Consider the following 21378-nt stretch of genomic DNA (forward strand, 5'->3'; position numbering starts at 1 on the left):
GGGACTTGCGTCAGCTGGTGCCGAGACCGGCGGCGTCGAACGTGCTCTCACCCTCGGCCTTGAGGACCTTGTTGAGGATCGTCAGGTCGTAGATCCCCTTGAGGTTCGGCTTGTCCAGCAGGCCGGCCTTGACCGCGTGCTCCGCCTCGGTGTTGAGGGTGGAGGCGAGGGGGTCGTCGGTGATCTGGATGGACTTCCACGCCGGGTCGAGGACGTTCGCCGGGAGCGCCTTGCCGGAGTCCGACTCCAGCTGCTTGTTCGCCGCCGCCTTCGCCTCGTCGGGGTTGGCGTTGATCCACTTGTTGGTCTCGACGGAGCCCTTCAGCACGGCCTCGACGACCTTGGGGTGCTCCTTGAGGAACTTCTGCGACACGATGATGTTCGTGATCACGAACTTCTTGTCGGGCCACAGCGCCGACTCGTCGAGGATCTCCTTGCCGCCCTCGGCGACCAGCTTGGACGCGGTCGGCTCCGGCACCCAGGCGCCGTCGATGGACCCGGCCTTGAACGCGTCCGGGGTGACCTTGTTGTCGCTGCGGACGACCGTGACATCGCCCTTGCCGCTCTGCGGGTCGACCTTCCAGCCCTGCTCCGCGGCCCAGTTGAGGAACGCCACGTCCTGGGTGTTGCCCAGCTGAGGCGTGGCGATCTTCTTGCCCTCGACGTCCTTCAGGGACTTGATCTTCTCCGGGTTCACGATCAGCTTGACGCCGCCGGACGCCGAACCACCGATGATCTTCAGGTTCGTACCGTTGGACTTGGTGTAGCCGTTGATCGCCGGGGACGGGCCGATCCAGCCGATGTCGATGGAGCCGGAGTTCAGCGCCTCGATCTCGGACGGGCCCGCGTTGAAGGTGGCGTAGTCGGCCCTCGTGGCGCCGAGCTCCTTCTGGAAGAAGCCCTTCTGGTTGCCGACCAGCGGGGTGGCGTGGGTCAGGTTGCCGAAGTAGCCGATCTTGACGGAGCCGAGGCCCTCGATCTTCTTGGACCCGGCGGCGACCTTGGCGGTGCCGTCCTTGTCGGCCTCGGAGCCGTAGCCGCAGGCGGCGAGGGTCAGCAGGGGGAGTGCGGCGACCGCGGCGATGCCGCGACGGATGAGCGTGGAGCGGTTGGCAGGCACGGGAGGCTTTCCTCTCGTTGGCCCGGCGGTCACGGTCTCTCAGGTCGTGGCCGGGAGGTCGGCAGGTCTTCGTCGTCGCATCCGGGACGTCGGGTGGGGGGACGGGGCGCGCAGGCAGTGCGCGTACGTCAGCACACACATCGCGCCACTCCGCCCTGCCCGCTGCCGAGGGCGCCGCTGCCGACGCGGCCGCCCTCCTTCGCGAACGTGGAGTAGAAGTCGTCGGAGTTCATCTCAGAAGTCCCAACCGTCGTCTTCGGACTCGTCCTTGACCGGTTCGGGGGCCGCGAACGACTCGCCGACCATGCCCGCGGTGAGCGTGGTGCCGTCGCTCGGGTCGATCAGGATGAAGGAGCCGGTGCGGCGCGAGTCGGCGTAGGAGTCGACCGGCAGCGGCTCGGCGGTGCGGATCTTCACCCGGCCGATGTCGTTGGCGACGAGCTGTCCCGGGTGCGGATGCAGGGACAGGTCGTCGAGCGTGAGCCGGGACGGGATGTCCCTGACGATCGCCTTGACCGTGCGGGTGCCGTGCTTGAGCAGCACCCGGTGCCCGACCGTCAGCGGCTGGTCGGCGACGTGGCAGACGGTCGCCTCCACATCCTGCGTGGTGGCCGGCGCGTCCTTGGTCGGCACGATCAGATCGCCGCGCGAGACGTCGATGTCGTCCGCCAGCAGCACGGTCACCGACTGTGTCGTCCAGGCCACGTCGACCGGCTCGCCCAGCAGGTCGATGCCGGAGACCGTCGACGTACGGCCGGACGGCAGGACCGTGACCTGTTCGCCCACCCGGAACGTACCGGCCGCGATCTGGCCCGCGTAGCCCCGGTAGTCCGGGTGCTCGGCGGTCTGCGGCCGGATCACGTACTGCACGGGCAGCCGGGCGTGGCAGTGCGCCAGGTCATGGCTGACCGGGACGGTCTCCAGGTGCTCCAGGACGGTCGGGCCGCCGTACCAGTCCATGTTCGCGGACGGCTCCACCACGTTGTCGCCGGCGAGCGCCGAGATCGGGATCGCGGTGACCTCGGGGACGCCCAGTTCGGTCGCGTACGCCGTGAACTCCTCGGCGATCGCGGCGAAGACGGACTCCCGGTAGTCGACGAGGTCCATCTTGTTGACGGCGAGAACCGCGTGCGGGACGCGCAGCAGCGCGGCGATCGCCGCGTGCCGGCGGGTCTGCTCGACCACGCCGTTGCGGGCGTCGACCAGGATCACCGTCAGCTCGGCCGTGGAGGCACCCGTCACCATGTTGCGGGTGTACTGCACATGGCCGGGTGTGTCGGCGAGGATGAAGCGGCGGCGGGGTGTGGCGAAGTAGCGGTAGGCCACGTCGATGGTGATGCCCTGTTCGCGCTCGGCGCGCAGGCCGTCGGTGAGCAGCGCGAGGTCCGGGCCGTCCTGGCCGCGGCTCGCGGACGCCCGCTCCACGGCCTCCAGCTGGTCGGTGAGGACCGACTTGGAGTCGTGCAGCAGCCGTCCGACGAGGGTGGACTTGCCGTCGTCGACGGAGCCGGCGGTGGCGAACCGCAGCAGGGTGGTGGCCGAGAGCGTCTCGGTCGTGGTCGTGCTCATGGCTAGAAGTACCCCTCGCGCTTGCGGTCTTCCATCGCGGCCTCGGAGATCTTGTCGTCGGCGCGGGTGGCGCCGCGCTCGGTGAGCCGGGAGGCGGCGATCTCGGTGATGACGGCGTCCAGGGTGGTCGCGTCGGAGTCGACGGCACCCGTGCACGACATGTCGCCGACGGTGCGATAGCGGACCTGTCGCTTCTCGACGGTCTCGCTCTCCTTGGGCCCGCCCCACTCGCCGGCCGTCAGCCACATCCCGGCCCGCTGGAACACCTCGCGCTCGTGCGCGAAGTAGATCTGCGGCAGGTCGATCTCCTCGCGGGCGATGTACTGCCAGACGTCCAGCTCAGTCCAGTTGGACAGCGGGAAGACGCGGACGTGCTCGCCGGGGGCGTGCCGGCCGTTGTACAGGTTCCAGAGTTCGGGGCGCTGGCGGCGCGGGTCCCACTGGGAGAACTCGTCCCGCAGGGAGAACACCCGCTCCTTGGCCCGCGCCTTCTCCTCGTCGCGCCGGCCGCCGCCGAAGACGGCGTCGAACTTCTCGCTCTGGATCTTCTCGGTCAGCGGAAGCGTCTGCAGCGGGTTGCGGGTGCCGTCGGGGCGTTCCTTGAGCACACCGCGGTCGATGTAGTCCTGTACGGAGGCCACATGGAGGCGCAGCCCATGTGCGGCCACCACACGGTCCCGGTACTCCAGGACCTCGGGGAAGTTGTGTCCTGTGTCCACATGGAGCAGCGAGAAGGGGATCGAGGCCGGGGCGAACGCCTTCAGCGCGAGGTGCAGCATGACGATGGAGTCCTTGCCGCCGGAGAACAGGATCACCGGGTTCTCGAACTCGCCCGCCACCTCGCGGAAGATGTGCACCGCCTCGGACTCCAGCGAGTCCAGATGCGAGAGGGCGTACGGGCTGTCCGTCCCCTCGTCGCCGTCCGTGACCTTGGCGACGGTCGTCATGCCAGTCCCCTCTCGCTGAGCAGGGCGAACACGGAAGCCGCGGACTCCTGCACGGTCTGGTGCTGCGATTCGATCCGCAGGTCGGGCGTCTCTGGCTCCTCGTAGGGGTCGTCGACCCCCGTGAGGCCCGACAGCTCGCCGGCGGCCTGCTTGGCGTACAGCCCCTTCACGTCCCGCACCGAGCACACCTCGACCGGGGTCGCCACGTGGATCTCCACGTACGAGGTCCCGTTCTCCTCGTGCCGCCCCCGCACCGCCTTGCGGCTGTCCGCGTACGGCGCGATCACCGGGACGAGCGCCTTGATGCCGTTGCGGGCCAGCAGTTCGGCGAGGAAGCCGATGCGCTGCACGTTGGTGTGGCGGTCCTCGCGGCTGAAGCCGAGGCCCGCCGAGATGAACTCGCGGATCTCGTCGCCGTCGAGCACCTCGACGCGGTGGCCCTCGGCCCGCAGCCGGCCGGCCAGCTCGTACGCGATGGTGGTCTTGCCGGCGCTCGGCAGACCCGTGAGCCAGACGGTGGCTCCGGTGGTCACGTGGTTCTCCTGTGTCTGGTCGTCCGTCATCCGTGCAGTCCGCACTCGGTCTTGCCCCGGCCCGCCCAGCGGCCGGCCCGCGCGTCCTCGCCCTCCAGGACCCGGCGGGTGCACGGGGCGCAGCCGATGGAGGCGTAGCCGTCCATCAGCAACGGGTTGGTCAGTACGCCGTGTTCGGCGACGTAGGCGTCCACGTCGTCCTGGGTCCAGCGGGCGATCGGGGAGATCTTGACCTTCTGCCGCTTCTCGTCCCAGCCGACCACCGGGGTGTTCGCCCGGGTCGGGGACTCGTCGCGGCGCAGGCCGGTCGCCCACGCCCGGTAGCCCTTCAGGCCCGCTTCGAGGGGCTGGACCTTGCGCAGCGTGCAGCACAGGTCGGGGTTGCGGTCGTGCAGCTTCGGGCCGTACTCCGCGTCCTGCTCGGCGACCGTCTGCCGCGGTGTCAGGGTGATGACGTTGACGTCCATCACGGCCTCCACGGCGTCCCGGGTGCCGATGGTCTCCGGGAAGTGGTAGCCGGTGTCGAGGAAGACGACGTCCACGCCCTTCTGCACCCGGGAGGCCAGATGGGCGACCACGGCGTCCTCCATGGAGGAGGTGACGCAGAAGCCCTTGCCGAACGTGTCCACCGCCCACCGGAGGATCTCCAGCGCGGTGGCGTCCTCCAGGTCACGGCCCGCCTGTTCGGCGAGCCGCTTCAGCTCCTCGCTCGTACGCTCTTCCTGAGCCGTCGTCATATCCGGTCGTCCCCTCCGTTGTCGGCTCGCTGAAGACCCCGGGAGAGCAGCCCGAGGAACTTCAGCTGGAATGCGCGGTTGCACGCCCCGCACTCCCAGGCGCCGTGGCCCTGCTCGCTCGGACGCAGGTCCTCGTCACCGCAGTAGGGGCAGTAGAAGGGCGCGGCCCGCTCGCTCACGACAGCGCCTCCTCGGAGGCCCGCGCGGCCCACGTGGCGAACCGCTCGCCGGCCTCGCGCTCGGCCTGGTAGCGCTTGAGGACGCGCTCGACGTAGTCGGGCAGCTCCTCCGAGGTGACCTTCAGGCCGCGGACCTTGCGGCCGAAGCCCGGCTCCAGGCCGAGCGCGCCGCCGAGGTGCACCTGGAAGCCCTCGACCTGGTTGCCGTCGTCGTCCACGACCAGCTGGCCCTTGAGGCCGATGTCCGCCACCTGGATACGGGCGCAGGCGTTCGGGCAGCCGTTGATGTTGATGGTGATCGGCTCGTCGAAGTCCGGGATGCGGCGCTCCAGTTCGTCGATCAGGGAGATGCCGCGTGCCTTGGTCTCCACGATGGCGAGCTTGCAGTACTCGATGCCGGTGCAGGCCATGGTGCCGCGCCGGAACGGCGACGGGCTGACGCTGAGGTCCAGCGCCTCGAGACCGGCCACCAGGGACTCGACCTGTGCCTCCTCGACGTCGAGCACGATCATCTTCTGCTCGACGGTGGTGCGGACCCGGCCCGAGCCGTGTCCCTCGGCGAGGTCGGCGATCTTGGCCAGCAGGGCGCCGTCGACCCGGCCGACACGCGGTGCGAAACCGACGTAGAACCGCCCGTCCTGCTGCCGGTGCACACCGACGTGGTCGCGCCAGCGCTCCACGGGCTGCGCGGGCGCCGGACCGTCGACCAGCTTGCGCCCGAGGTACTCGTCCTCCAGTACCTGACGGAACTTCTCCGCGCCCCAGTCGGCGACCAGGAACTTCAGCCGGGCGCGGGTGCGCAGGCGCCGGTAGCCGTAGTCGCGGAAGATCGAGATGACACCCTCGTAGACGTCCGCGACCTCGTCCAGCGGGACCCAGGCGCCGAGCCGGACGCCGATCTTCGGGTTGGTGGACAGGCCGCCGCCGACCCACAGGTCGAAGCCGGGGCCGTGCTCGGGGTGGTCGACGCCGACGAACGCGACGTCGTTGATCTCGTGCGCCACGTCCAGCAGCGGCGAGCCGGAGATCGCGGACTTGAACTTGCGGGGCAGGTTCGAGAATGCCGGGTTGCCGATGATCCGGCGGTGGATCTCGTCGACGGCCGGGGTGCCGTCGATGATCTCGTCCGCGGCGATGCCGGCGACCGGCGACCCGAGGATCACACGGGGCGTGTCGCCGCAGGCCTCGGTGGTGGACAGGCCGACCGCCTCCAGCCGGTCCCAGATCGCCGGCACGTCCTCGATCCGGATCCAGTGCAGCTGGATGTTCTGCCGGTCGGTGACGTCCGCCGTGCCCCGCGCGAACTCCTGCGAGATCTCGCCGATGACCCGCAGCTGGTCCGTCGACAGCCGCCCGCCGTCGATCCGCACCCGCAGCATGAAGTACTTGTCGTCCAGCTCCTCCGGCTCCAGGATGGCGGTCTTGCCGCCGTCGATCCCGGGACGACGCTGGGTGTACAGCCCCCACCAGCGCATCCGGCCGCGCAGGTCGTTCGGGTCGATGGAGTCGAAGCCGCGCCTGGAGTAGATCGTCTCAATGCGTGTCCGCACATTGAGACCGTCATCGTCCTTCTTGAACTGTTCGTTGCCGTTGAGCGGGGTGAAGTGACCCGCGGCCCACTGACCCTCACCGCGGTGACGGCTCACCTTGCGGCGGGGCGCGGACGCAGCGGGATTCTGCGGGGTGGCGGCCATGGTTCTACGTCCTTCGGACAGGCGGAAAGCGGCTCTGACCTGCGCATGCGCGCGCACGCGGGCATGCGTGCGCGTCCTTGCGCAGCAGGAAACAAGTACGGGAAGTCGGCAGTGCTGGGGCGGTCAGCTCGCCGGACAGATGGCGCTGGACATGCGGCCGAGGTCGACGTGCCGCCGACTCACCAAGGCAATTCCAGTTCCAGACATGACGGAAGCGTGGCACGGAGATCTGGACACAGTCCAGCTTTGTCCATCATGCGGACACCCTTGTCCCGAGATGTGGAACAAGGGTGTCGTCGGTCACACGCGCTGCGCGAGAGCTTGTCCCGGCAGGTCAGGCGAGGTGGGCCCCGGGCCAGGGGCCGGGCGTGGGTACCTCGGCCTCCTCCTCGACCTTCGTGTCGAACAGCTTGAACCCCCGCCGCAGGTAGTTGTCCATGGCGAACTCGCCGTCCTTGCTGCACGTGTGCAGCCACACCCGCTTCGTCGGCGTCCGCTCGGGCCACCGCTCGCCCAGGTCCCAGGCGCGGGCCGTGCCGGACGCGAGCAGATGGCCGCCGATGCGGCGGCCGCGGAAGGCGGGGACCAGGCCGAAGTAGACGATCTCGACCACGCCGTCGTCCTGTGGCTCCAGCTCGACGTATCCGGCGGGGGTGCCGCGGTCGTAGGCCACCCAGCTCTCCACACCGGGACGGTCCAGGTGTTCCTGCCACCGGGCATAGGTCCAGCCGAGCCGGTCCGTCCAGCGGATGTCGCCGCCGACCGAGGCGTACAGGTAGCGGCTGAACTCGGGGGAGGGGACCTCGGCGCGGACGATGCGGACGTCGCCCTCGGGGGCGGCGGCCGGCAGGAGATCGGCCGGCGAGGTCTGTTCCAGGGACCAGGTGGTGACGGGCGCGCTGCTCATGCGGGCCAGGGAATCATCCCGTCCGGCCGTCTGTCGATCGCCCAGGTCACCCCGGCCGCCGCCGCGACGGCCGTACGGTCCGCCCGCCCATCGCTCAGCTCAGCGAACGGTCGAGCACCGCCAGGGGCACCGCGAACAGCATCCGGTCCGACAGGGACCACACCTCGCCCGTCTCCTGCCAGTAGGACAGGGAGCCCGCGGACGCGGCCCAGCAGCGGTGTGAGGCGTCCGAGCCGCACCGTGCCGCCTTCGCACCCTTCGTGTCCTGCCGCCACAGTCCGCCGTGGCCGTCCACGGAGCCGGACACGCGTCCCACATACCAGGACGATCCCGCGGCCCCGGCCCGCCGGTACGACAGCACGCCCCGGATCCCGGCCGCCCGGGTCCGGTAGGACTCGATGGCGTCCACCCGCCCGGCGGTGCCGGTGGCGAGCAGGCCGCTGCGTGCGGGGTCGGTGCTGAACGCGTACCGCCACAGCCGGGCGCGCCGGTCGCTGCCGGGGGCGGTCCGCTCACCGGCGACCAGGCTGTCGGGTGCCGTGCCGCGGTCCAGGGAGAGGGCTGCGGTGCAGGGCGGGCCGGCGGCGGTGCAGCGGCCGGCGGCGAAGCGGTAGGAGCCGACGGCGGGCATCACGTACCGGTAGCCGTCGGCCGACCAGCCGCCGGGCACCCGGCCGATCGCGGTGGTGCCCACCGTGGTGCGCTGGATGCGGTCGAGGTCGTAGACATGGAGCGCGTCGGCACTGCCGGTCGTGGTGGTGACCAGGAGCTTGTCCTGGTACCAGACCATGCCGGAGATACGGGAGGCCAGTGCGCGGTAGTCGCGGCCGCCGTCGACGGGCACCACCAGGAGCACCCAGCGGTAGACCGGGCGGCCGGGGTCGTCGGCGTCGACGAAGGCGACCCTGGCCAGGCCCCGCTCGGCGGCGGGCCCGGTGGTGGTGCTGTGGGTCCAGCCGGTGAGGATCACCCGGTGGGCGCCCCAGACGCCGTCGTCGTCGGCGTCCCCCGACGTGGTCACCGAGGCCGGCCGCCAGGCGCCCGTGGCCGCATCGGCCCGGTCCCAGCAGTAGGCGCGGGTGGCGGCCGGGGAGACGGGCAGGGACGCGCGGTCGTCGGAACTGCAGTCGGCGCCCACGCGCAGCGTACGGTCGGCGCTCTTGAGTACGGCGTCCACGCCGACCGGCCGGCCCATGGAGGTGGCGAGCCGGTTCAGCGTGCGGGCGGGCACGAGGTGCTCCTGGAGCCGCAGCGGGCGGGTGTCCGCCGGGGAGGTCATCGGCTTGAGCGCGCCGGGGCTGTCGGGGACCGTGGCCTGTGAGGCGCTGATCAGTGTGGCGGCCGCGGTGAGCGCCAGCGCGGTCCCGGTGAGGACCGCGCGCAGGGCCGCGCCCCGCCTGCGCCGGCGATGTCTGCCGCGATGCTTCATGTTTCCTCCCGGGGCGGGCCAACTGCGCCTGGTGGTCCGTGCGTTGACCAAGGAGCAGGTGGGGAGGCCCACAGGGATGCTACGGCAGTAACGGGCGCCGTACCCCCAAGACCCGCAAATATGCGGAAGACACCCGCCCGAAGGGTGCCCGCGGGGAACGCGGCCCGTCAGTCGGCGCCCGGCTGCGCCCTGCGCCGTGCCACGGCGGGTGCCGTCGACTGGGGGAGCAGGTCACGGGGGTTGTCAGGGAGGAGCACCTCGATCTCCGTCTCCTCGCAGAAACGATACGGCCGATGTTGCAGAAGGTCTCCGAGATACCGGCGAATTCTGGACATTTCCGCCCTTACGGTCACGGTTCTGGAGGGGTCGCCGAACAAGTCCTCGGCGAGGCCGGCCGCACCCCGACCGGACCGGTGTTCGGCGAGCAGATAGAGCAACTCGGCGTGCCGGGGGCTGAGTTCGCGGGACCAGGTGCCTGTCGCGCGGGCCACGGTCACCGAGGTGTGACCCGGCCGGCTCAGGTCCAGCAGGATCCGGGTGGCGCCGGTCGGCAGCGGTTCGTCGGCCACCCGCAGCAGCCAGCCCCCGGCCAGCGGCTCCACCGCGCAGGTGCCGAGCGCGGGCAGCCACCGGCGGCCCGGCGTCAGGGACTTGGGCAGCGCAAGGCGCCGCAGGTACGGCATCCCGGTCACGGTCGCCGTCCAGCCGTCCCGGTCCACCACCAGCGCCCTTCCGTCCAGCCGGGCCAGTACCGGCGCGGCCACCGCGCGCAGTCGCTCCAGCGAGGCCAGGTGCAGCTCCCGCAGCCGGGCCTCGGCGAGTTTGGCCACCGAGTCCACCCACGCGAGGGTCGCCGGATGCATGGTCTCCAGCGGGCCGCTCACGTCCACCACTCCGATGAGGCGGCCGTCCCTGGGGTCGGTGATCGGGGCGCCCGTGCAGGTCCAGGAGGCGTGCGAGCGGACGAAGTGCTCGGCGGCGAAGACCTGCACGGGCCGCCGGACGACCGCGGGGGTGCCCACGCCGTTGGTGCCGACGACGTCTTCGCGCCAGTCCGCGCCGAGTTCGAAGCCGAGTCCGTCGGCCTTGCGCAGCACCGGCGCGGATCCCTCCCGCCACAGCACGCGGCCCTCGCCGTCCGCGACGACCATGATGTGCTGGGCGACGTCCGCGACCGAAAGCAGACCCTGGCGCAGCACCGGCATGATGTGCCGCAACGGTGACTCGTCCCGTCTGCGCCGCACCTCGTCGGCGGGCAGCGGGCTGGATCTGAAGTCGTGGTCGGGATCGACCCCTCTGCGCAGCATCCGCCCCCAGGACTGCTCGATCACCGGCCGGGGCGCGATCCGCCCACGTTGTCCGGCGAGTGTGGCCTCGCGCAGCTCGCTCAGCACCCGCGCCGCCTGCGCCGCGTCCACGGCGACCAGGCGCGCCACGTTCATCGGCGGGTTCACCACTGGGGTCCTCCCGGAAGGGGCAATCGAACAGGCTTGTCAAGTCGTCCCGGGGGCGGTTTCCGGTCCGGCTGTTCCTCACATACTGCCGTTTGGCGCATGCCGGAGGCACAGAGTCCGTGCACTGTCACCAACAAGTTGCAACCCCCTGCAACCCTGGTGAATCGCACGAGGGTGGCTGAGACTTGACGACGACGCCGCCTTCGAGCGGCGTTCGTGGCCTCGAACGGGCCCATGAGGCGGGGGTGGTGCCGTGTCGGCGCAGCACCACCCCCTCCGGGCGGCGGCGCATCCGCGACAGGGGGATGCGGTCTGAGGCGTATCGGCGTCTGCGGGTCCATGGTGGCTGAGTGCCCCTGCGCGGTGGAATTGCACATGCGCTGCGCGGCTTCGGCCGGGACATCGTGGCCTGTGCTGGTTGCGGCGGCATTGGGTGACACCGGGCGGGTGTGTTGCCGGTGTCGGTGTCAGGACCGGTGCGTCGGGGGGTGCGGTCTGGTGTGGGGTGGCGCGCGGCGGTTGTGTGTGGCTGGTCGCGCAGTTCCTCGCGCCCCATTGGGCGGAAGATCGTGGCCTGTGCCGCGTTGTGGGTGTCATGGCGGTGGTGTCTGGCTGGTCGCGCAGATCCCCGCGCCCCTTCGGGTGAGGCGTCTCAGGACACTGGGCGGGCCCGTTCCACCACTGATGTGAGGTCCAGCGCCGTCGGCAGGGTGCCGAAGGCCGTGCCCCGGTCGGCGCCGAAGCGGGAGGCGCAGAAGGCGTCGGCGGTCTCCGGCGGGGCGTGCCGCACCAGGAGGGACCCCTGGAGTACGAGGGCGAGGCGCTCCGCCACTCGCCTGGCCCGGCCCTCGATGCCGTCCAGGTCGGCGAGTTCGGTGAACAGGTCCTTCACCGCCCGGTCCAGCCGGTGGTCGGCGCCGTGCGCCTGCCCGATCTCGGTGAGGCAGGCGTCCAGCGCGCCCGGCTCGCGCTGCAGTGCCCGCAGCACATCCAGCGCCTGCACGTTTCCGGCGCCCTCCCAGACGGAGTTCAGCGGCGACTCGCGCACCAGCCGGGGCATCCCCGACTCCTCGACGTACCCGTTGCCGCCCAGGCACTCGGCAGCCTCCACCACCACCGGCGCGCACCGCTTGGTGATCCAGTACTTGGCGGCCGGCACCGCGAGACGCAGGAAGGCGCGCGCCTGCTCGCCGCCGTCGTCGTAGGCGGCCGCGAGCCTCAGGGTCAGCGCGGTCGCGGCCTCGGACTCCAGCGCGAGGTCGGCCAGCACATTGCGCATCAGCGGCTTGTCGATCAGCTTCCCGCCGAACGCCTCCCGGTGGTCGCAGTGGTGGACGGCCTGCGCCACCGCCTGCCGCATCAGCCCGGCCGAGCCGAGCGCGCAGTCCAGCCGGGTCGCGGCGACCATCTCGATGATGGTGCGCACCCCACGCCCCTCGTCGCCGACCCGCTGCGCCCATGTCCCGTCGAACTCGACCTCGGCGGAGGCGTTGGACCGGTTGCCCAGTTTGTCCTTGAGCCGCTGGACGAGGAACACATTGCGGGCGCCGTCGGCGAGCACGCGCGGGACGAGGAAGCAGGTGATCCCGCCCGGGGCCTGGGCCAGGACCAGGAAGCCGTCCGACATCGGCGCCGAACAGAACCACTTGTGCCCGGTCAGCACGTACGTCCCGGCCTCGGCGAGCGGCCGGGCCTCGGTGGTGTTCGCCCGTACGTCGCTGCCGCCCTGTTTCTCAGTCATGCCCATGCCGAAGAGGGCGCCGGGCTTCTGCGCGGCGGGCCGCAGTCCGCGTTCGTAGATCGTGGACGTCAGCCGGGGCTCCCACTCGGCGGCGAGCGCGGGGTCGGTCCGAAGCGCGGGCACGGCCGCGTGGGTCATCGACAGCGGGCAGCAGTTCCCTGCCTCGACCTGGGTCCAGACCAGGAACGCGGCCGCCCTGCGCACATGCCCGGACGGCCGGGTCCAGGCGCTGGTCAGCCCCGCCGAGACGCCCTTGCCGAGCAGCCGGTGCCAGGCCGGGTGGAACTCGACCTCGTCGATCCGGTGGCCGTACCGGTCGTGCGTGCGCAGCCGCGGCGGGTGCTCGTTGGCCTGCACCCCCCACTCCTGCACCTGCGCCGAACCCGCGGCCCGGCCCAGCGCGGACAACTCGTCGCGCACTTCGTCCAGCACGCCAGGACCGGTGTGCCGCTCGACCGCCTCCATGAGGGCCCGGTCGGCGGTGAAGAGGTCGTATCCCACCAGCCAAGGCGGCTGGTTCGTCACGGTGTGGGTGGAGTTGCCTGCCATGATTGCGAACCTACCCGGGATGGCGGCGACGGGGCCTCCAGAGTCGCACAGGACCCCCGCGGGCGCGCCGTTCCCGGCCACGGGCCCCGGAAGGTGAGGGCGGTCCCGTACGGCGGATACCGTTAGGTCGTGCAGCCAGGAAGTGAAACCCCCGAGCGGCCCGCCGGCCGACTCCACCGGGCCAGAGCCCTCTATCGGAACGTCTCCAAGCGCAGGACGGTCTGGCTGCTGCTCAAGGACACCGTCAACTCCTGCATGGAGTACCGCATCCTGGGCCTGGCGGCCGAGGCGGCGTTCTTCACGCTGCTGTCCGTGCCGCCCCTGCTGCTGAGCCTCATCGGGCTTCTCGGCTACGTGGATGCCTGGACCGGCGCGGACACCATCCGGAGCCTGGAGAACAACATCCTGGAGGCGTCCCGCACGGTCCTGTCGGACAAGGGCGTGAAGGAGATCGCCGAGCCGATCCTGCACGACGTGATGAGGGGCGGCCGGCCGGACGTCATCTCCATCGGCTTCCTGTTCGCCCTGTGGTCGGGCTCCCGCGCGGTGAACGTCTTCATCGACACGATCACCGTCATGTACGGCCTCGACGGCGTCCGCGGCATCGTCAAGACCCGGATCATGGCCTTCCTGCTGTTCATCGTGGCCCTGCTGATCGGCTCGGTCGCGCTGCCGCTGATGGTGGCAGGACCGGACGCGGTGGTGCGGTTCGTGCCCTGGTCGGAGACGGCCGTCCAGGTCCTGTACTGGCCGGTCGTCATCGTCCTGTCCATCGTCTTCCTGACGACCCTCTACCACGTGTCCGTGCCCGTCCGCTCGCCGTGGATCGAGGACGTGCCCGGAGCCCTGGTCGCGCTCGCCATGTGGGTCCTCGGCAGCTTCCTCCTGCGGATCTACCTCACCAACACCATCGAGGGCGCCACGATCTACGGCTCCCTCGCGGCCGCCGTGGCCGTCCTCCTGTGGATCGGCGTGTCGGCCTTCGCCGTGCTCGTCGGCGCGGCGGTGAACGCCGCCATCGACCGGGTCTGGCCGGCCGCCGCCACGGCCGCCGCCCGCGCGGCCAACGAGCGGGTGCGCGAGGCCCAGGTCGCCGAGTACGTCGCCCGCGCCGCCGCGGCCCGGGAGTCCGACCCCGACGACCCCGACATGCCCTCCGAGTTCCCCGAGCGCTGGTCCCGCTTCCTGCCCCCCGAGGACGTCACGGCCCGTCTGCGCACCCACGCGAAGAACCCGCACCACACGCACAAGGCGCACGGGGTCAACGGGGACGCGCCACCGCACGGGAAGTGAGGGGGGCCGGGGCGCACCCGCCCCGCTGCCTCAGCCCTTCCACACCCCGGCCCCCGCGGCCTCCCGGACGAAGTCACCGAAGTCCCGCGGCTCGCGGCCCAGCACCTGCCGTACACCGTCCGACAGGTGGGCGTTACGGCCGTCGAGCAGGGATCCGAAGAGGTCCACCAGGTAGTCCGCCTCCTCGCGCGGCACCCCGAAGCCGGCCAGCCGCTCGCCGTACCGGGGTGCCGGCACCGCCCGGTACGACAGCTCGCGCCCCGTCACCGCGGCGATCTCGGCGACCGCCTCGCCGAAGGTCAGCAGCCGCGGCCCGGAGACCTCCAGCACCTGCCCGGCGTACCGGTCCCCGTCCGTGAGCGCCGCCACCACCACGTCCGCGATGTCCCGCACGTCGACGAACGGCTCCCGCACCGCCCCGCCCGGAAACACCAGCTCCCCATACTCCCGCAGCTCCGCCACCAGCGGGCCCTCGCTGAAGTTCTGCGCGAACCAGGCGGCCCGTACGACCGTCCAGTCCGCCCCCGACCCGCGCAGCGCCTCCTCGGTGGGCAGCGCCTGTTCCTCGCCCCGCGCCGACAGCAGCACCAGCCGCCGCACCTCCTGCCGGACGGCCTCGCGCGCCAGGTGGCCGACCGCTTCGGCCGCCTCCGGCGCCCCCACGTCCGAGGGGTACACCAGGTAGGCCGCGTCGGCGCCGCGCAGCACCTGAGCCCATGTCGACCGGTCCCGCCAGTCGAAGCCCTGCGTCCGCGACGCCGCCCGGACCGTCATCCCCGCCGCCCGCGCGGCCTCGGCGACCCGGCTGCCCGTACGGCCGGACGCGCCGGTCACCACCACCGTCGACCCCTGTGCACTGCCCGTGTTCTGTGTCATGTCCGCCAGTCAACTGCGGCCCAGGGCAAGGGACCATCGTCGAACGGCTCACTCCCATGCGCGCGCGTCTACGCTGACCCCCATGGACGCTCTCGCAGGCCTGCTTGACGGCCCACGCGCGCGCGGCGCCTTCATGATCCGCGCCTGCTTCGAGCCGCCCTGGGCGGTGCGCGTGGAGGACCGCGCCCCGCTGACGGTGATGCTGATGGCGCGCGGCGACGCCTGGATCACCCCCGACGGCGACGGCGAGCAGGTGCGGCTGCGTCCCGGCGACCTGGCGATCGCGCGCGGCCCCGCCCCGTACACCTGTGGCGACACCCCCGGCACCGCCCCGCAGGCGCTGATCCTGCCCGGTGGCGAGTGCCGCTACCCCGACGGCAGCGCCCTGAACGGCTCGATGGACCTCGGCGTGCGCACCTGGGGCGACCGCCCGGACGCCCCGACCGTGATGCTGATCGGCACCTATCTGATGCAGGGCGAGATCAGCGGCCGCCTGCTGGACGCCCTGCCGCCGCTGCTGACCCTCCCGGCCCAGGTGTGGCAGTGCCCGCTCACCCCGCTGCTCATGGAGGAGGTCGTCCGCGACGAACCCGGCCAGGAGGTCGTCCTGGACCGCCTGCTCGACCTGCTGGTCATCAGCGCGCTGCGGGCCTGGTTCTCCCGCCCCGACGCGGCCGCACCCGCCTGGTACCGGGCCCTCGGCGACCCGGTCGTCGGCCGCGCCCTGCGCCTGATCCAGGACGATCCGGCCCACCCCTGGACGGTGTCCACGCTCGCCGCCAAGGCGGGGGTGTCCCGGGCTGCCCTGGCCCGCCGCTTCACCGAACTGGTCGGCGAGCCCCCGATGGCCTACCTCACCGCCTGGCGCCTCGCTCTGGCCGCCGACCGGCTCCGCGACACCGAGGACACCCTCGCCGCCATCGCCCGCCGGGTCGGCTACGGCAGTGCCTTCGCTCTGTCCAGCGCCTTCAAGCGGGTGTACGGGGTCAGCCCCCAGGAGCACCGCGCGCGGGCGGCGTAGCCTGGCGTACGTGTACGAGGAGCGGCCGTCCCGGCTGACCGGCGCGGTGGTGTGGCGGCGCACCCCGGAGGATCCCGCGGACCGGCCGGTGCTGCCCGACGGCTGCATGGACCTGCTGTTCAGCGAGGGCCGGCTGCTGGTCGCCGGACCCGACACCCGCGCGTACGTCCCCGGGGGCCCGCCCCGCGCCTGGGCGGGCATCCGCTTCTTCCCCGGCACCGCGCCCGCCCTGCTCGGCGTGCCCGCCCACGAACTGCGCGACGCCCGCGTCGAGTTGGCCGACCTGTGGCCCGCCGACCGGGTCCGCAGGCTGCGCGGGCGCATCGCCGCGGCACCCGATCCGGCCACGGCCCTGGAGGACATCGCCCTGGACCGGGCCGGACGGACGACAGCCCCGGATCCGCTGCTGCACCGGCTCGTGGAGTGCCTGGACGCGGGCCGCCCGGTGGCCGCGACCGCCGGCGAACTCGACATCGGAGCCCGCCAGTTGCACCGCCGCTGCCTGACCGCGTTCGGGTACGGCCCCAAGACCCTGGCCCGCATCCTGCGCCTGCAACGCGCCCTGGCCCTGGCCCGCTCCGGCGTGCCCTACGCCGAGACCGCGGCCCGGGCCGGATACGCGGACCAACCACATCTCGCACGTGACGTACGGGAGTTGGCGGGAACGACGCTCCGAGAGCTACTCCGTGGCCAGCGGCGCGAACAGGTCGACGCCGTTGCCGTCGGGGTCGTGCACGGTGGCGTACCGCTGACCCCAGAAGGCGTCCCACGGCTTCAGTTCCCCGTGGTGGCCGGCGCCCACCAGATCCTCGTACACGGCGTCGACCTCGGCCGGCGAGCCGCACCGGAAGGCGAGCCCGACCCGGCCCCCGCCGACGGGCGCCCGCCACCCGGAGTGGAACGACCGGACGGTCTCCTCGGTGTCCAGCGCGAGCACCAGCCCTCCGGGCAACTCGGCCTCGACATGCGGCTGCTCCTCGGCCCCGTCCGGGAAGACCAGTCCGAGGCGACGGTAGAAGGCGAGCGAGGCAGCCAGGTCGGAGGCCACCACGCCGATCACGGCGAATCGTGGAGTCATGGGTGCACCGTAGGCAGGGGCCGGTCACCCGGTCTTGAAGGAATCGGACACGGCGGCCCGGGCGGACCAGCGGTTGCACCAGTCTTTCCACCGGCGTAATGATCCGGGAGAGAGGGGGGTCTTGTTCGTGCACACGCCGGCCGGCTCCCAGCCGTCCGGGAGCCCTGGCTGCGCGAGATCCACGACCGGGTGTCCACGGACCACCGCGTGTTCTGAGGGCTCAGCCGAACGTCACCGGCCCCCGAGACGTCTCCACGGTGAAGGAGAAGCCGAACGGCCCCTCGTCCAGAACGAGTTCGGTGCCCAGTGCCGTCAGCAGGGGCCGGACCTCGTCCGGGTCGGGCACCGTGGCCGTCACCTCGAGCAGCGGGGTGACGGGCAGCCCCGAGGCCGCCGGGTGCAGTGACTCGCCCCAGTCGATGAGAAACGGGACCGGTCCGGCAGGGGGCCCGCTCCCGCTGTCGGTCAGCCGCCACTCCAGCAACGTGCCGTCGGGTGTGCGGCGGCTCATCGGGTGGATGGGCCCGGGATCGTAGCCACGCGCATGGGCGGACGCGACCGCCCCCTCCAGATCGGGCGGACAGATCGCCCAGGTCACCGTCCGCGGACCGGCCAGCCGGTCGACCCCGAACGGCCGCAGCTCCACCGGCTCCGGCTGCTCCGGATCCGGCCCGATGATCTCCAGGTAGCTCCTCCCGCCCAACGAGACCAGGTAGTTCCGCGTGCCAAGCCCGACATGCACCCCGCCGGGGGCGGGCGTCACACCGGTCCGCCGGGCGAACTCGGCGACGGTCGCGGCCAGATCGGGCGTGGCGAGGACCAGATGGTCAAGCAGCGGTGGAATGGGCTTCATTCCGCGGGAGGCTACCGCCCGCAGAGGTTGTTGGGCAGCTTGAGGAAGGCGCTCCAGGCGGAGGGGGTGACGGTGTGGTGGGGCGGTGGGGGTCGTGGAGTCGCGGATGTGGATGGCGCTGGGGTGGAAGGCGACTTCGGGACAGGCTCCGCCCTCGGTGTACGCCTCCCTCCCGCCCAATGGTCCCGCAACGCGGCCTCCCGGATCGTCCGAGGAACCTCGAAACTCGCTCACATGACTCCTCGCCTCCTCGTCTACACCCGCACCACCGACTACCGCCACGACTCCATTCCGGACGCCGTCGACGCCATACGCGGGCTGGGGGAGTTCACCGTCGAGCACAGCGAGGACGCCGCCGATCCGGAGCGCCCGCTGGGCGGATTCGCGGCCGTCGTCTTCCTCTCCACCAGCGGTGACGTGCTGACACCCGCCGGACGTGAACGGCTCGCCGAATACGTCGAGTCGGGTGGCGGCTTCGTCGGGGTGCATGCGGCGGCCTGTACCGAGTACGGGTGGCCGTACTACGGCGAACTCCTCGGTGCCCGCTTCGAGCGGCATCCGGAGTACCAGCCCGGCAAGGTGGTCGTGGAGGACCCGGGCCATCCCGCGACCCGGCACCTGCCCCCCGTCTGGGAGTTCACGGACGAGTGGTACGACTTCCGGTCCAGCCCGCGCGGCCGGGTGCGCGTGCTGCTGCGGGCCGACGAGGCGTCGTACGAGGGCGGCGGGATGGGGACCGACCATCCGCTGGCCTGGTGTCGGCGGAAGGGGAGCGGACGGGTGTTCTACACGGGCCTCGGACACGCCGCCGACGCCTACCGCGACGCGGATTTCACGGCTCACCTCGGCGGTGGGATCGCCTGGGCGGTGCGGCTGTCCGAGTGACGTTTCTGCGGTGAACCCGTTCCGCCATTGGGGTGAGTAAAGCTGGCGTAGGGCGCAGGTCACGGGCATACCTAGAGATGCTCTTGTCTTGGCAAAGGGCGTCGAGACGCGGTGGCGCAACCCCCTTGCCCCGCGTCACCCACCCACAGGAGGAGCCGGACCTTGACTTACGGGAAAAAGCTGCGCGAGCGCATCGCCGGGCCCGGGACCACACCGCTGATCGGCGTGTACGACATGTACTCGGCCTCGATCGCGGCCAAGCACTACGACGGGATGTTCGTCTCGGGCTTCGGCTTCGCGGCCTCGTACTACGGACTGCCGGACATCGGCTTCATCGCCTGGCCGGACATGGTGGCCTTCGTCCAGCGGCTGCGGGGCGCGTTCCCGCATCACCATCTGCTGGTGGACATCGACGACGGGTACGTCGACCCCGAGGTCGCCTGTCACGTCGTCGAGGGACTGGAGCGGATCGGCGCCTCCGGGGTGATCCTGGAGGACCAGAAGCGGCCCCGCCGCTGCGGTCACGCCGACGGCAAACAGGTGCTGCCGCTGGACGAGTACCTGGAGAAACTGGAGAAGGTCCTGGCCGTCCGCCAGGACCTGGTGGTCGTCGCCCGCACGGACGCCACCGACGAGCAGGACATCCTGCACCGTGCCGAGCGGCTTGCCGCGACCGGCGCCGACGTGGTCCTGGTCGACGGGGTGCGCAGCGTCGAGTGGATCAAGCGCATCCGTGAGGTCGTCGGGGACAAGCCGCTGCTGTTCAACCAGATCGCCGGCGGCAAGTCGCCCCGTCTGTCGCTCGGTGAGCTGTCGGACATGGGCGTCGACGTCGCGATCTACAGCACTCCCTGTCTGTTCGCCGCGCACGAGGCGATGGACTCGGCGCTCTCCGGGCTGAAGGCGGCCGACGGCCGGCTGCCGCAGGTGGACCCGGCCAGCGGGGTCGGTGTGAAGGCGTCGACCAGCCTGCTGGAGCGCAACATCGCCCGTGACCGGCAGCAGCCCGAGGGCGTGGTCGTGTGAGGGCTGTCCTGACCCGGCTCGGGGCGGCCTTGGTGCTCGCCATGGCGCTCCTCGGGGCCGGTGCCGCAGCCGCGGCCGCCGACTCGGGCCTGATCACCCTGATCGACGCATCGGAGACCGGCACCGACAACTCGGAAAGGGACGCGGTCGTCGAGATCGACCGTACGGCCAACGTCCAGACCGGCAGCGGCACCGCGGGCAGCGACCACGACGGCAGTGCCGTGGACGTGGTCGAGGCCATCTTCGGGGCTGACGACAAGGACGGGGACGACTGAGGAGAGAAAGACGGGCCGACGGCCGGGCACCCCGTGCGGGAGGTGTCCGGCCGTCGCGCTCGCACTCCCCGCACGGACCATGAGGAACCCGCCTCTCCGACCCGCCCTCGGGCCACCGAAGTTGCGGCCGGCGCTGTTTCCGCGGTCTGCTCACCGATCACGCAGAAAGTGCTTCCTGCGACAGGTGTGCGTCAACACGGCGTGAAGACATGGGAATTCACGGGACGGTGACAGGTGGGGTTTTCGAGACTCGGGACAGAGTGGCGATGTGGGCTGCGCAGATGTCGTACCGATCATGCCCGGTGCCGCCGGTGACGTGCTCGGTCGCGGTAGGCGGCGGCCGCGATCCGGACGAACGAGCGGATCAACGGATTCGTGTCGCCCTGGTTCCATGCCGCCAGCACGCGGCTGGGCGGCATGTCGATCAGCGGCACCACGGTGAGCCCCTCTCCCGGCTCGTGGTCCACGAGAGTCATGCCGACCGTGCCGTTCCACAGAACGGCTTGCCGGCATTCCTGGACGGCGCGCACCACCGGACCCTCGCGAGGCTCCCCGCCGTTCCAGTACGACTGCCAGACGGGGTCGGTGCCCTCCGGGAACAGAAACCAGCGGCGGTCGGCCAGGTCGGCCAGCTTCAGGCGGTCGTGGCGGGCCAGCGGATCGTCGGCGCGCAGCAGTGCGCCCACCGGGTCGGTGCGCAGCTCGTGCACCGTCAGACCGGTCTCGTCGAACGGGCCGCGGGTCAGGGCGACGTCGACCAGTCCGGCGTGCAGCCCGCAGGTGGGATCGGTCAGGTCGGTCTCACGGATGCGGACCTCGACATGCGGGTGCCGTCGGCGGTAGGCGCCGGCCAGCCGGGTCACGCCCGGGTCGGTGCTGTCACCCAGGAGGCCGACGGTGAGGGCCGAGGCGCCGGCCGCCGCGGCCACGCGTACGCGCAGCCGGTCGGCCTGGTCGAGCAGGGCGCGGGCCTCGCCGAGCAGCACCGCCCCCACGGGAGTGAGCGTGACACCGGCGGACGAACGGTCGAACAGCGCGGCGCCGGCCTCGGACTCCAGCTGTCTGATCGCCCGGCTCAGCGGCGGCTGACTCATGTGCAGCCGGGCGGCGGCCCGGCCGAAGTGGAGTTCCTCGGCGACCGCCACGAAATACCGCAGCGTGCGTAGCTCCATGCTGCGACGATACCCGTACGGTATCGAGGCCACAGGACGG

General features: G+C 71.6%; 21 protein-coding genes and 1 pseudogene. 6 read left to right on the forward strand and 16 right to left on the reverse strand.

The features are described from left to right. Positions 1-10: 10 nt before the first annotated feature. From ACIRU3_RS10215 to ACIRU3_RS10270, 12 genes are all read right to left on the reverse strand, one after another. Positions 11-1120, reverse strand: coding sequence for an aliphatic sulfonate ABC transporter substrate-binding protein (locus tag ACIRU3_RS10215; protein WP_404054122.1), 1110 nt, complete (start codon positions 1118-1120; stop codon positions 11-13). A gap of 234 nt (positions 1121-1354) precedes the next feature. Further along, positions 1355-2689: a sulfate adenylyltransferase subunit 1 gene (locus tag ACIRU3_RS10220; protein ID WP_404054124.1), complete on the reverse strand. Its 1335-nt coding sequence runs from the start codon at positions 2687-2689 to the stop codon at positions 1355-1357. Positions 2690-2691: 2 nt separating this feature from the next. Then, positions 2692-3636 (reverse strand): sulfate adenylyltransferase subunit CysD, encoded by a 945-nt coding sequence (cysD, locus tag ACIRU3_RS10225; protein WP_404054127.1) that lies wholly within the window; start codon positions 3634-3636, stop codon positions 2692-2694. Continuing rightward, complete coding sequence (gene cysC / locus ACIRU3_RS10230) at positions 3633-4169, reverse strand: adenylyl-sulfate kinase (RefSeq protein ID WP_404054130.1); 537 nt, start codon at positions 4167-4169, stop codon at positions 3633-3635. Before cysC ends, cysD begins: the two co-directional genes overlap by 4 nt. Before the next feature lie 26 nt (positions 4170-4195). Further along, a complete protein-coding gene (locus ACIRU3_RS10235; RefSeq protein ID WP_404054133.1) occupies positions 4196-4906 on the reverse strand; it encodes a phosphoadenylyl-sulfate reductase in 711 nt (236 codons plus the stop codon). After that, positions 4903-5085 (reverse strand): hypothetical protein, encoded by a 183-nt coding sequence (locus ACIRU3_RS10240; RefSeq protein WP_404054135.1) that lies wholly within the window; start codon positions 5083-5085, stop codon positions 4903-4905. Before ACIRU3_RS10240 ends, ACIRU3_RS10235 begins: the two co-directional genes overlap by 4 nt. Beyond that, on the reverse strand, positions 5082-6779 hold the full coding sequence (locus ACIRU3_RS10245) for a nitrite/sulfite reductase (RefSeq protein WP_404054138.1): 1698 nt from the start codon (positions 6777-6779) through the stop codon (positions 5082-5084). The genes ACIRU3_RS10240 and ACIRU3_RS10245 overlap by 4 nt, the downstream gene beginning before the upstream one ends. A gap of 123 nt (positions 6780-6902) precedes the next feature. Beyond that, positions 6903-6986 carry a putative leader peptide gene (locus tag ACIRU3_RS10250; protein ID WP_309486338.1) on the reverse strand — a complete coding sequence of 28 codons (84 nt, stop codon included), beginning with the start codon at positions 6984-6986 and terminating at the stop codon, positions 6903-6905. A gap of 127 nt (positions 6987-7113) precedes the next feature. Beyond that, positions 7114-7686, reverse strand: a complete 573-nt coding sequence (locus ACIRU3_RS10255) for a GNAT family N-acetyltransferase (protein ID WP_404054141.1) — start codon at positions 7684-7686, stop codon at positions 7114-7116. A gap of 94 nt (positions 7687-7780) precedes the next feature. Beyond that, entirely contained in the window at positions 7781-9115 is a 1335-nt protein-coding gene (locus ACIRU3_RS10260) for a hypothetical protein (RefSeq protein ID WP_404054143.1), read from the reverse strand. A 167-nt stretch (positions 9116-9282) separates the two neighbouring features. Then, complete coding sequence (locus ACIRU3_RS10265) at positions 9283-10557, reverse strand: GAF domain-containing protein (protein WP_404054146.1); 1275 nt, start codon at positions 10555-10557, stop codon at positions 9283-9285. A 664-nt stretch (positions 10558-11221) separates the two neighbouring features. After that, complete coding sequence (locus ACIRU3_RS10270; protein WP_404054149.1) at positions 11222-12859, reverse strand: acyl-CoA dehydrogenase family protein; 1638 nt, start codon at positions 12857-12859, stop codon at positions 11222-11224. A 129-nt stretch (positions 12860-12988) separates the two neighbouring features. Between ACIRU3_RS10270 and ACIRU3_RS10275 the strand changes: the two genes are divergently transcribed. After that, positions 12989-14152: a YihY/virulence factor BrkB family protein gene (locus ACIRU3_RS10275; protein ID WP_404054152.1), complete on the forward strand. Its 1164-nt coding sequence runs from the start codon at positions 12989-12991 to the stop codon at positions 14150-14152. Positions 14153-14182: 30 nt separating this feature from the next. Here ACIRU3_RS10275 and ACIRU3_RS10280 read toward each other — a convergent pair whose 3' ends face one another. After that, positions 14183-15028 (reverse strand): NmrA family NAD(P)-binding protein, encoded by an 846-nt coding sequence (locus ACIRU3_RS10280; RefSeq protein ID WP_404054155.1) that lies wholly within the window; start codon positions 15026-15028, stop codon positions 14183-14185. Between the two features lie 82 nt (positions 15029-15110). On the opposite strand from ACIRU3_RS10280, the gene ACIRU3_RS10285 reads away from it, so the two are divergent. Next, positions 15111-16049: an AraC family transcriptional regulator gene (locus tag ACIRU3_RS10285; protein ID WP_404054158.1), complete on the forward strand. Its 939-nt coding sequence runs from the start codon at positions 15111-15113 to the stop codon at positions 16047-16049. A 10-nt stretch (positions 16050-16059) separates the two neighbouring features. Further along, positions 16060-16734: pseudogene (locus tag ACIRU3_RS10290) on the forward strand (helix-turn-helix domain-containing protein); the annotation flags it as partial. Here ACIRU3_RS10290 and ACIRU3_RS10295 read toward each other — a convergent pair. Both ACIRU3_RS10295 and ACIRU3_RS10300 read right to left on the reverse strand, forming a co-directional pair. After that, positions 16729-17127 carry a VOC family protein gene (locus ACIRU3_RS10295; RefSeq protein ID WP_404054443.1) on the reverse strand — a complete coding sequence of 133 codons (399 nt, stop codon included), beginning with the start codon at positions 17125-17127 and terminating at the stop codon, positions 16729-16731. The pseudogene ACIRU3_RS10290 and the gene ACIRU3_RS10295 overlap by 6 nt on opposite strands. A gap of 220 nt (positions 17128-17347) precedes the next feature. Continuing rightward, the gene (locus ACIRU3_RS10300; protein WP_404054161.1) at positions 17348-17980 is read right to left on the reverse strand and encodes a VOC family protein; all 633 of its coding nucleotides are present in this window, start codon (positions 17978-17980) and stop codon (positions 17348-17350) included. 234 nt (positions 17981-18214) lie between these two features. On the opposite strand from ACIRU3_RS10300, the gene ACIRU3_RS10305 reads away from it, so the two are divergent. From ACIRU3_RS10305 to ACIRU3_RS10315, 3 genes are all read left to right on the forward strand, one after another. Next, a complete protein-coding gene (locus ACIRU3_RS10305; RefSeq protein WP_404054164.1) occupies positions 18215-18865 on the forward strand; it encodes a ThuA domain-containing protein in 651 nt (216 codons plus the stop codon). Between the two features lie 162 nt (positions 18866-19027). Next, positions 19028-19891, forward strand: a complete 864-nt coding sequence (locus ACIRU3_RS10310) for an oxaloacetate decarboxylase (protein WP_404054167.1) — start codon at positions 19028-19030, stop codon at positions 19889-19891. Then, positions 19888-20166 (forward strand): hypothetical protein, encoded by a 279-nt coding sequence (locus ACIRU3_RS10315; RefSeq protein ID WP_404054170.1) that lies wholly within the window; start codon positions 19888-19890, stop codon positions 20164-20166. The genes ACIRU3_RS10310 and ACIRU3_RS10315 overlap by 4 nt, the downstream gene beginning before the upstream one ends. 293 nt (positions 20167-20459) lie before the next feature. Here the strand turns inward: ACIRU3_RS10315 and ACIRU3_RS10320 are convergent, their stop codons facing one another. Further along, positions 20460-21338, reverse strand: a complete 879-nt coding sequence (locus tag ACIRU3_RS10320) for a LysR substrate-binding domain-containing protein (RefSeq protein ID WP_404054172.1) — start codon at positions 21336-21338, stop codon at positions 20460-20462. Positions 21339-21378: the final 40 nt, after the last annotated feature.

The sequence above is a fragment of the Streptomyces sp. NPDC101151 genome (assembly GCF_044768335.1).
Taxonomy (GTDB): Bacteria; Actinomycetota; Actinomycetes; order Streptomycetales; family Streptomycetaceae; genus Streptomyces.

What these genes read in the sequence shown, in the direction of transcription:
- ACIRU3_RS10220 (WP_404054124.1), bottom strand. Translation starts at nt 2,689, where the DNA reads ATGAGCACGACCACGACCGAGACGCTCTCGGCCACCACCCTGCTGCGG.
- cysD (WP_404054127.1), bottom strand. Translation starts at nt 3,636, where the DNA reads ATGACGACCGTCGCCAAGGTCACGGACGGCGACGAGGGGACGGACAGC.
- ACIRU3_RS10235 (WP_404054133.1), bottom strand. Translation starts at nt 4,906, where the DNA reads ATGACGACGGCTCAGGAAGAGCGTACGAGCGAGGAGCTGAAGCGGCTC.
- ACIRU3_RS10245 (WP_404054138.1), bottom strand. Translation starts at nt 6,779, where the DNA reads ATGGCCGCCACCCCGCAGAATCCCGCTGCGTCCGCGCCCCGCCGCAAG.
- ACIRU3_RS10250 (WP_309486338.1), bottom strand. Translation starts at nt 6,986, where the DNA reads ATGTCTGGAACTGGAATTGCCTTGGTGAGTCGGCGGCACGTCGACCTC.
- ACIRU3_RS10255 (WP_404054141.1), bottom strand. Translation starts at nt 7,686, where the DNA reads ATGAGCAGCGCGCCCGTCACCACCTGGTCCCTGGAACAGACCTCGCCG.
- ACIRU3_RS10260 (WP_404054143.1), bottom strand. Translation starts at nt 9,115, where the DNA reads ATGAAGCATCGCGGCAGACATCGCCGGCGCAGGCGGGGCGCGGCCCTG.
- ACIRU3_RS10265 (WP_404054146.1), bottom strand. Translation starts at nt 10,557, where the DNA reads ATGAACGTGGCGCGCCTGGTCGCCGTGGACGCGGCGCAGGCGGCGCGG.
- ACIRU3_RS10270 (WP_404054149.1), bottom strand. Translation starts at nt 12,859, where the DNA reads ATGGCAGGCAACTCCACCCACACCGTGACGAACCAGCCGCCTTGGCTG.
- ACIRU3_RS10280 (WP_404054155.1), bottom strand. Translation starts at nt 15,028, where the DNA reads ATGACACAGAACACGGGCAGTGCACAGGGGTCGACGGTGGTGGTGACC.
- ACIRU3_RS10285 (WP_404054158.1), top strand. Translation starts at nt 15,111, where the DNA reads ATGGACGCTCTCGCAGGCCTGCTTGACGGCCCACGCGCGCGCGGCGCC.
- ACIRU3_RS10295 (WP_404054443.1), bottom strand. Translation starts at nt 17,127, where the DNA reads ATGACTCCACGATTCGCCGTGATCGGCGTGGTGGCCTCCGACCTGGCT.
- ACIRU3_RS10300 (WP_404054161.1), bottom strand. Translation starts at nt 17,980, where the DNA reads ATGAAGCCCATTCCACCGCTGCTTGACCATCTGGTCCTCGCCACGCCC.
- ACIRU3_RS10305 (WP_404054164.1), top strand. Translation starts at nt 18,215, where the DNA reads ATGACTCCTCGCCTCCTCGTCTACACCCGCACCACCGACTACCGCCAC.
- ACIRU3_RS10320 (WP_404054172.1), bottom strand. Translation starts at nt 21,338, where the DNA reads ATGGAGCTACGCACGCTGCGGTATTTCGTGGCGGTCGCCGAGGAACTC.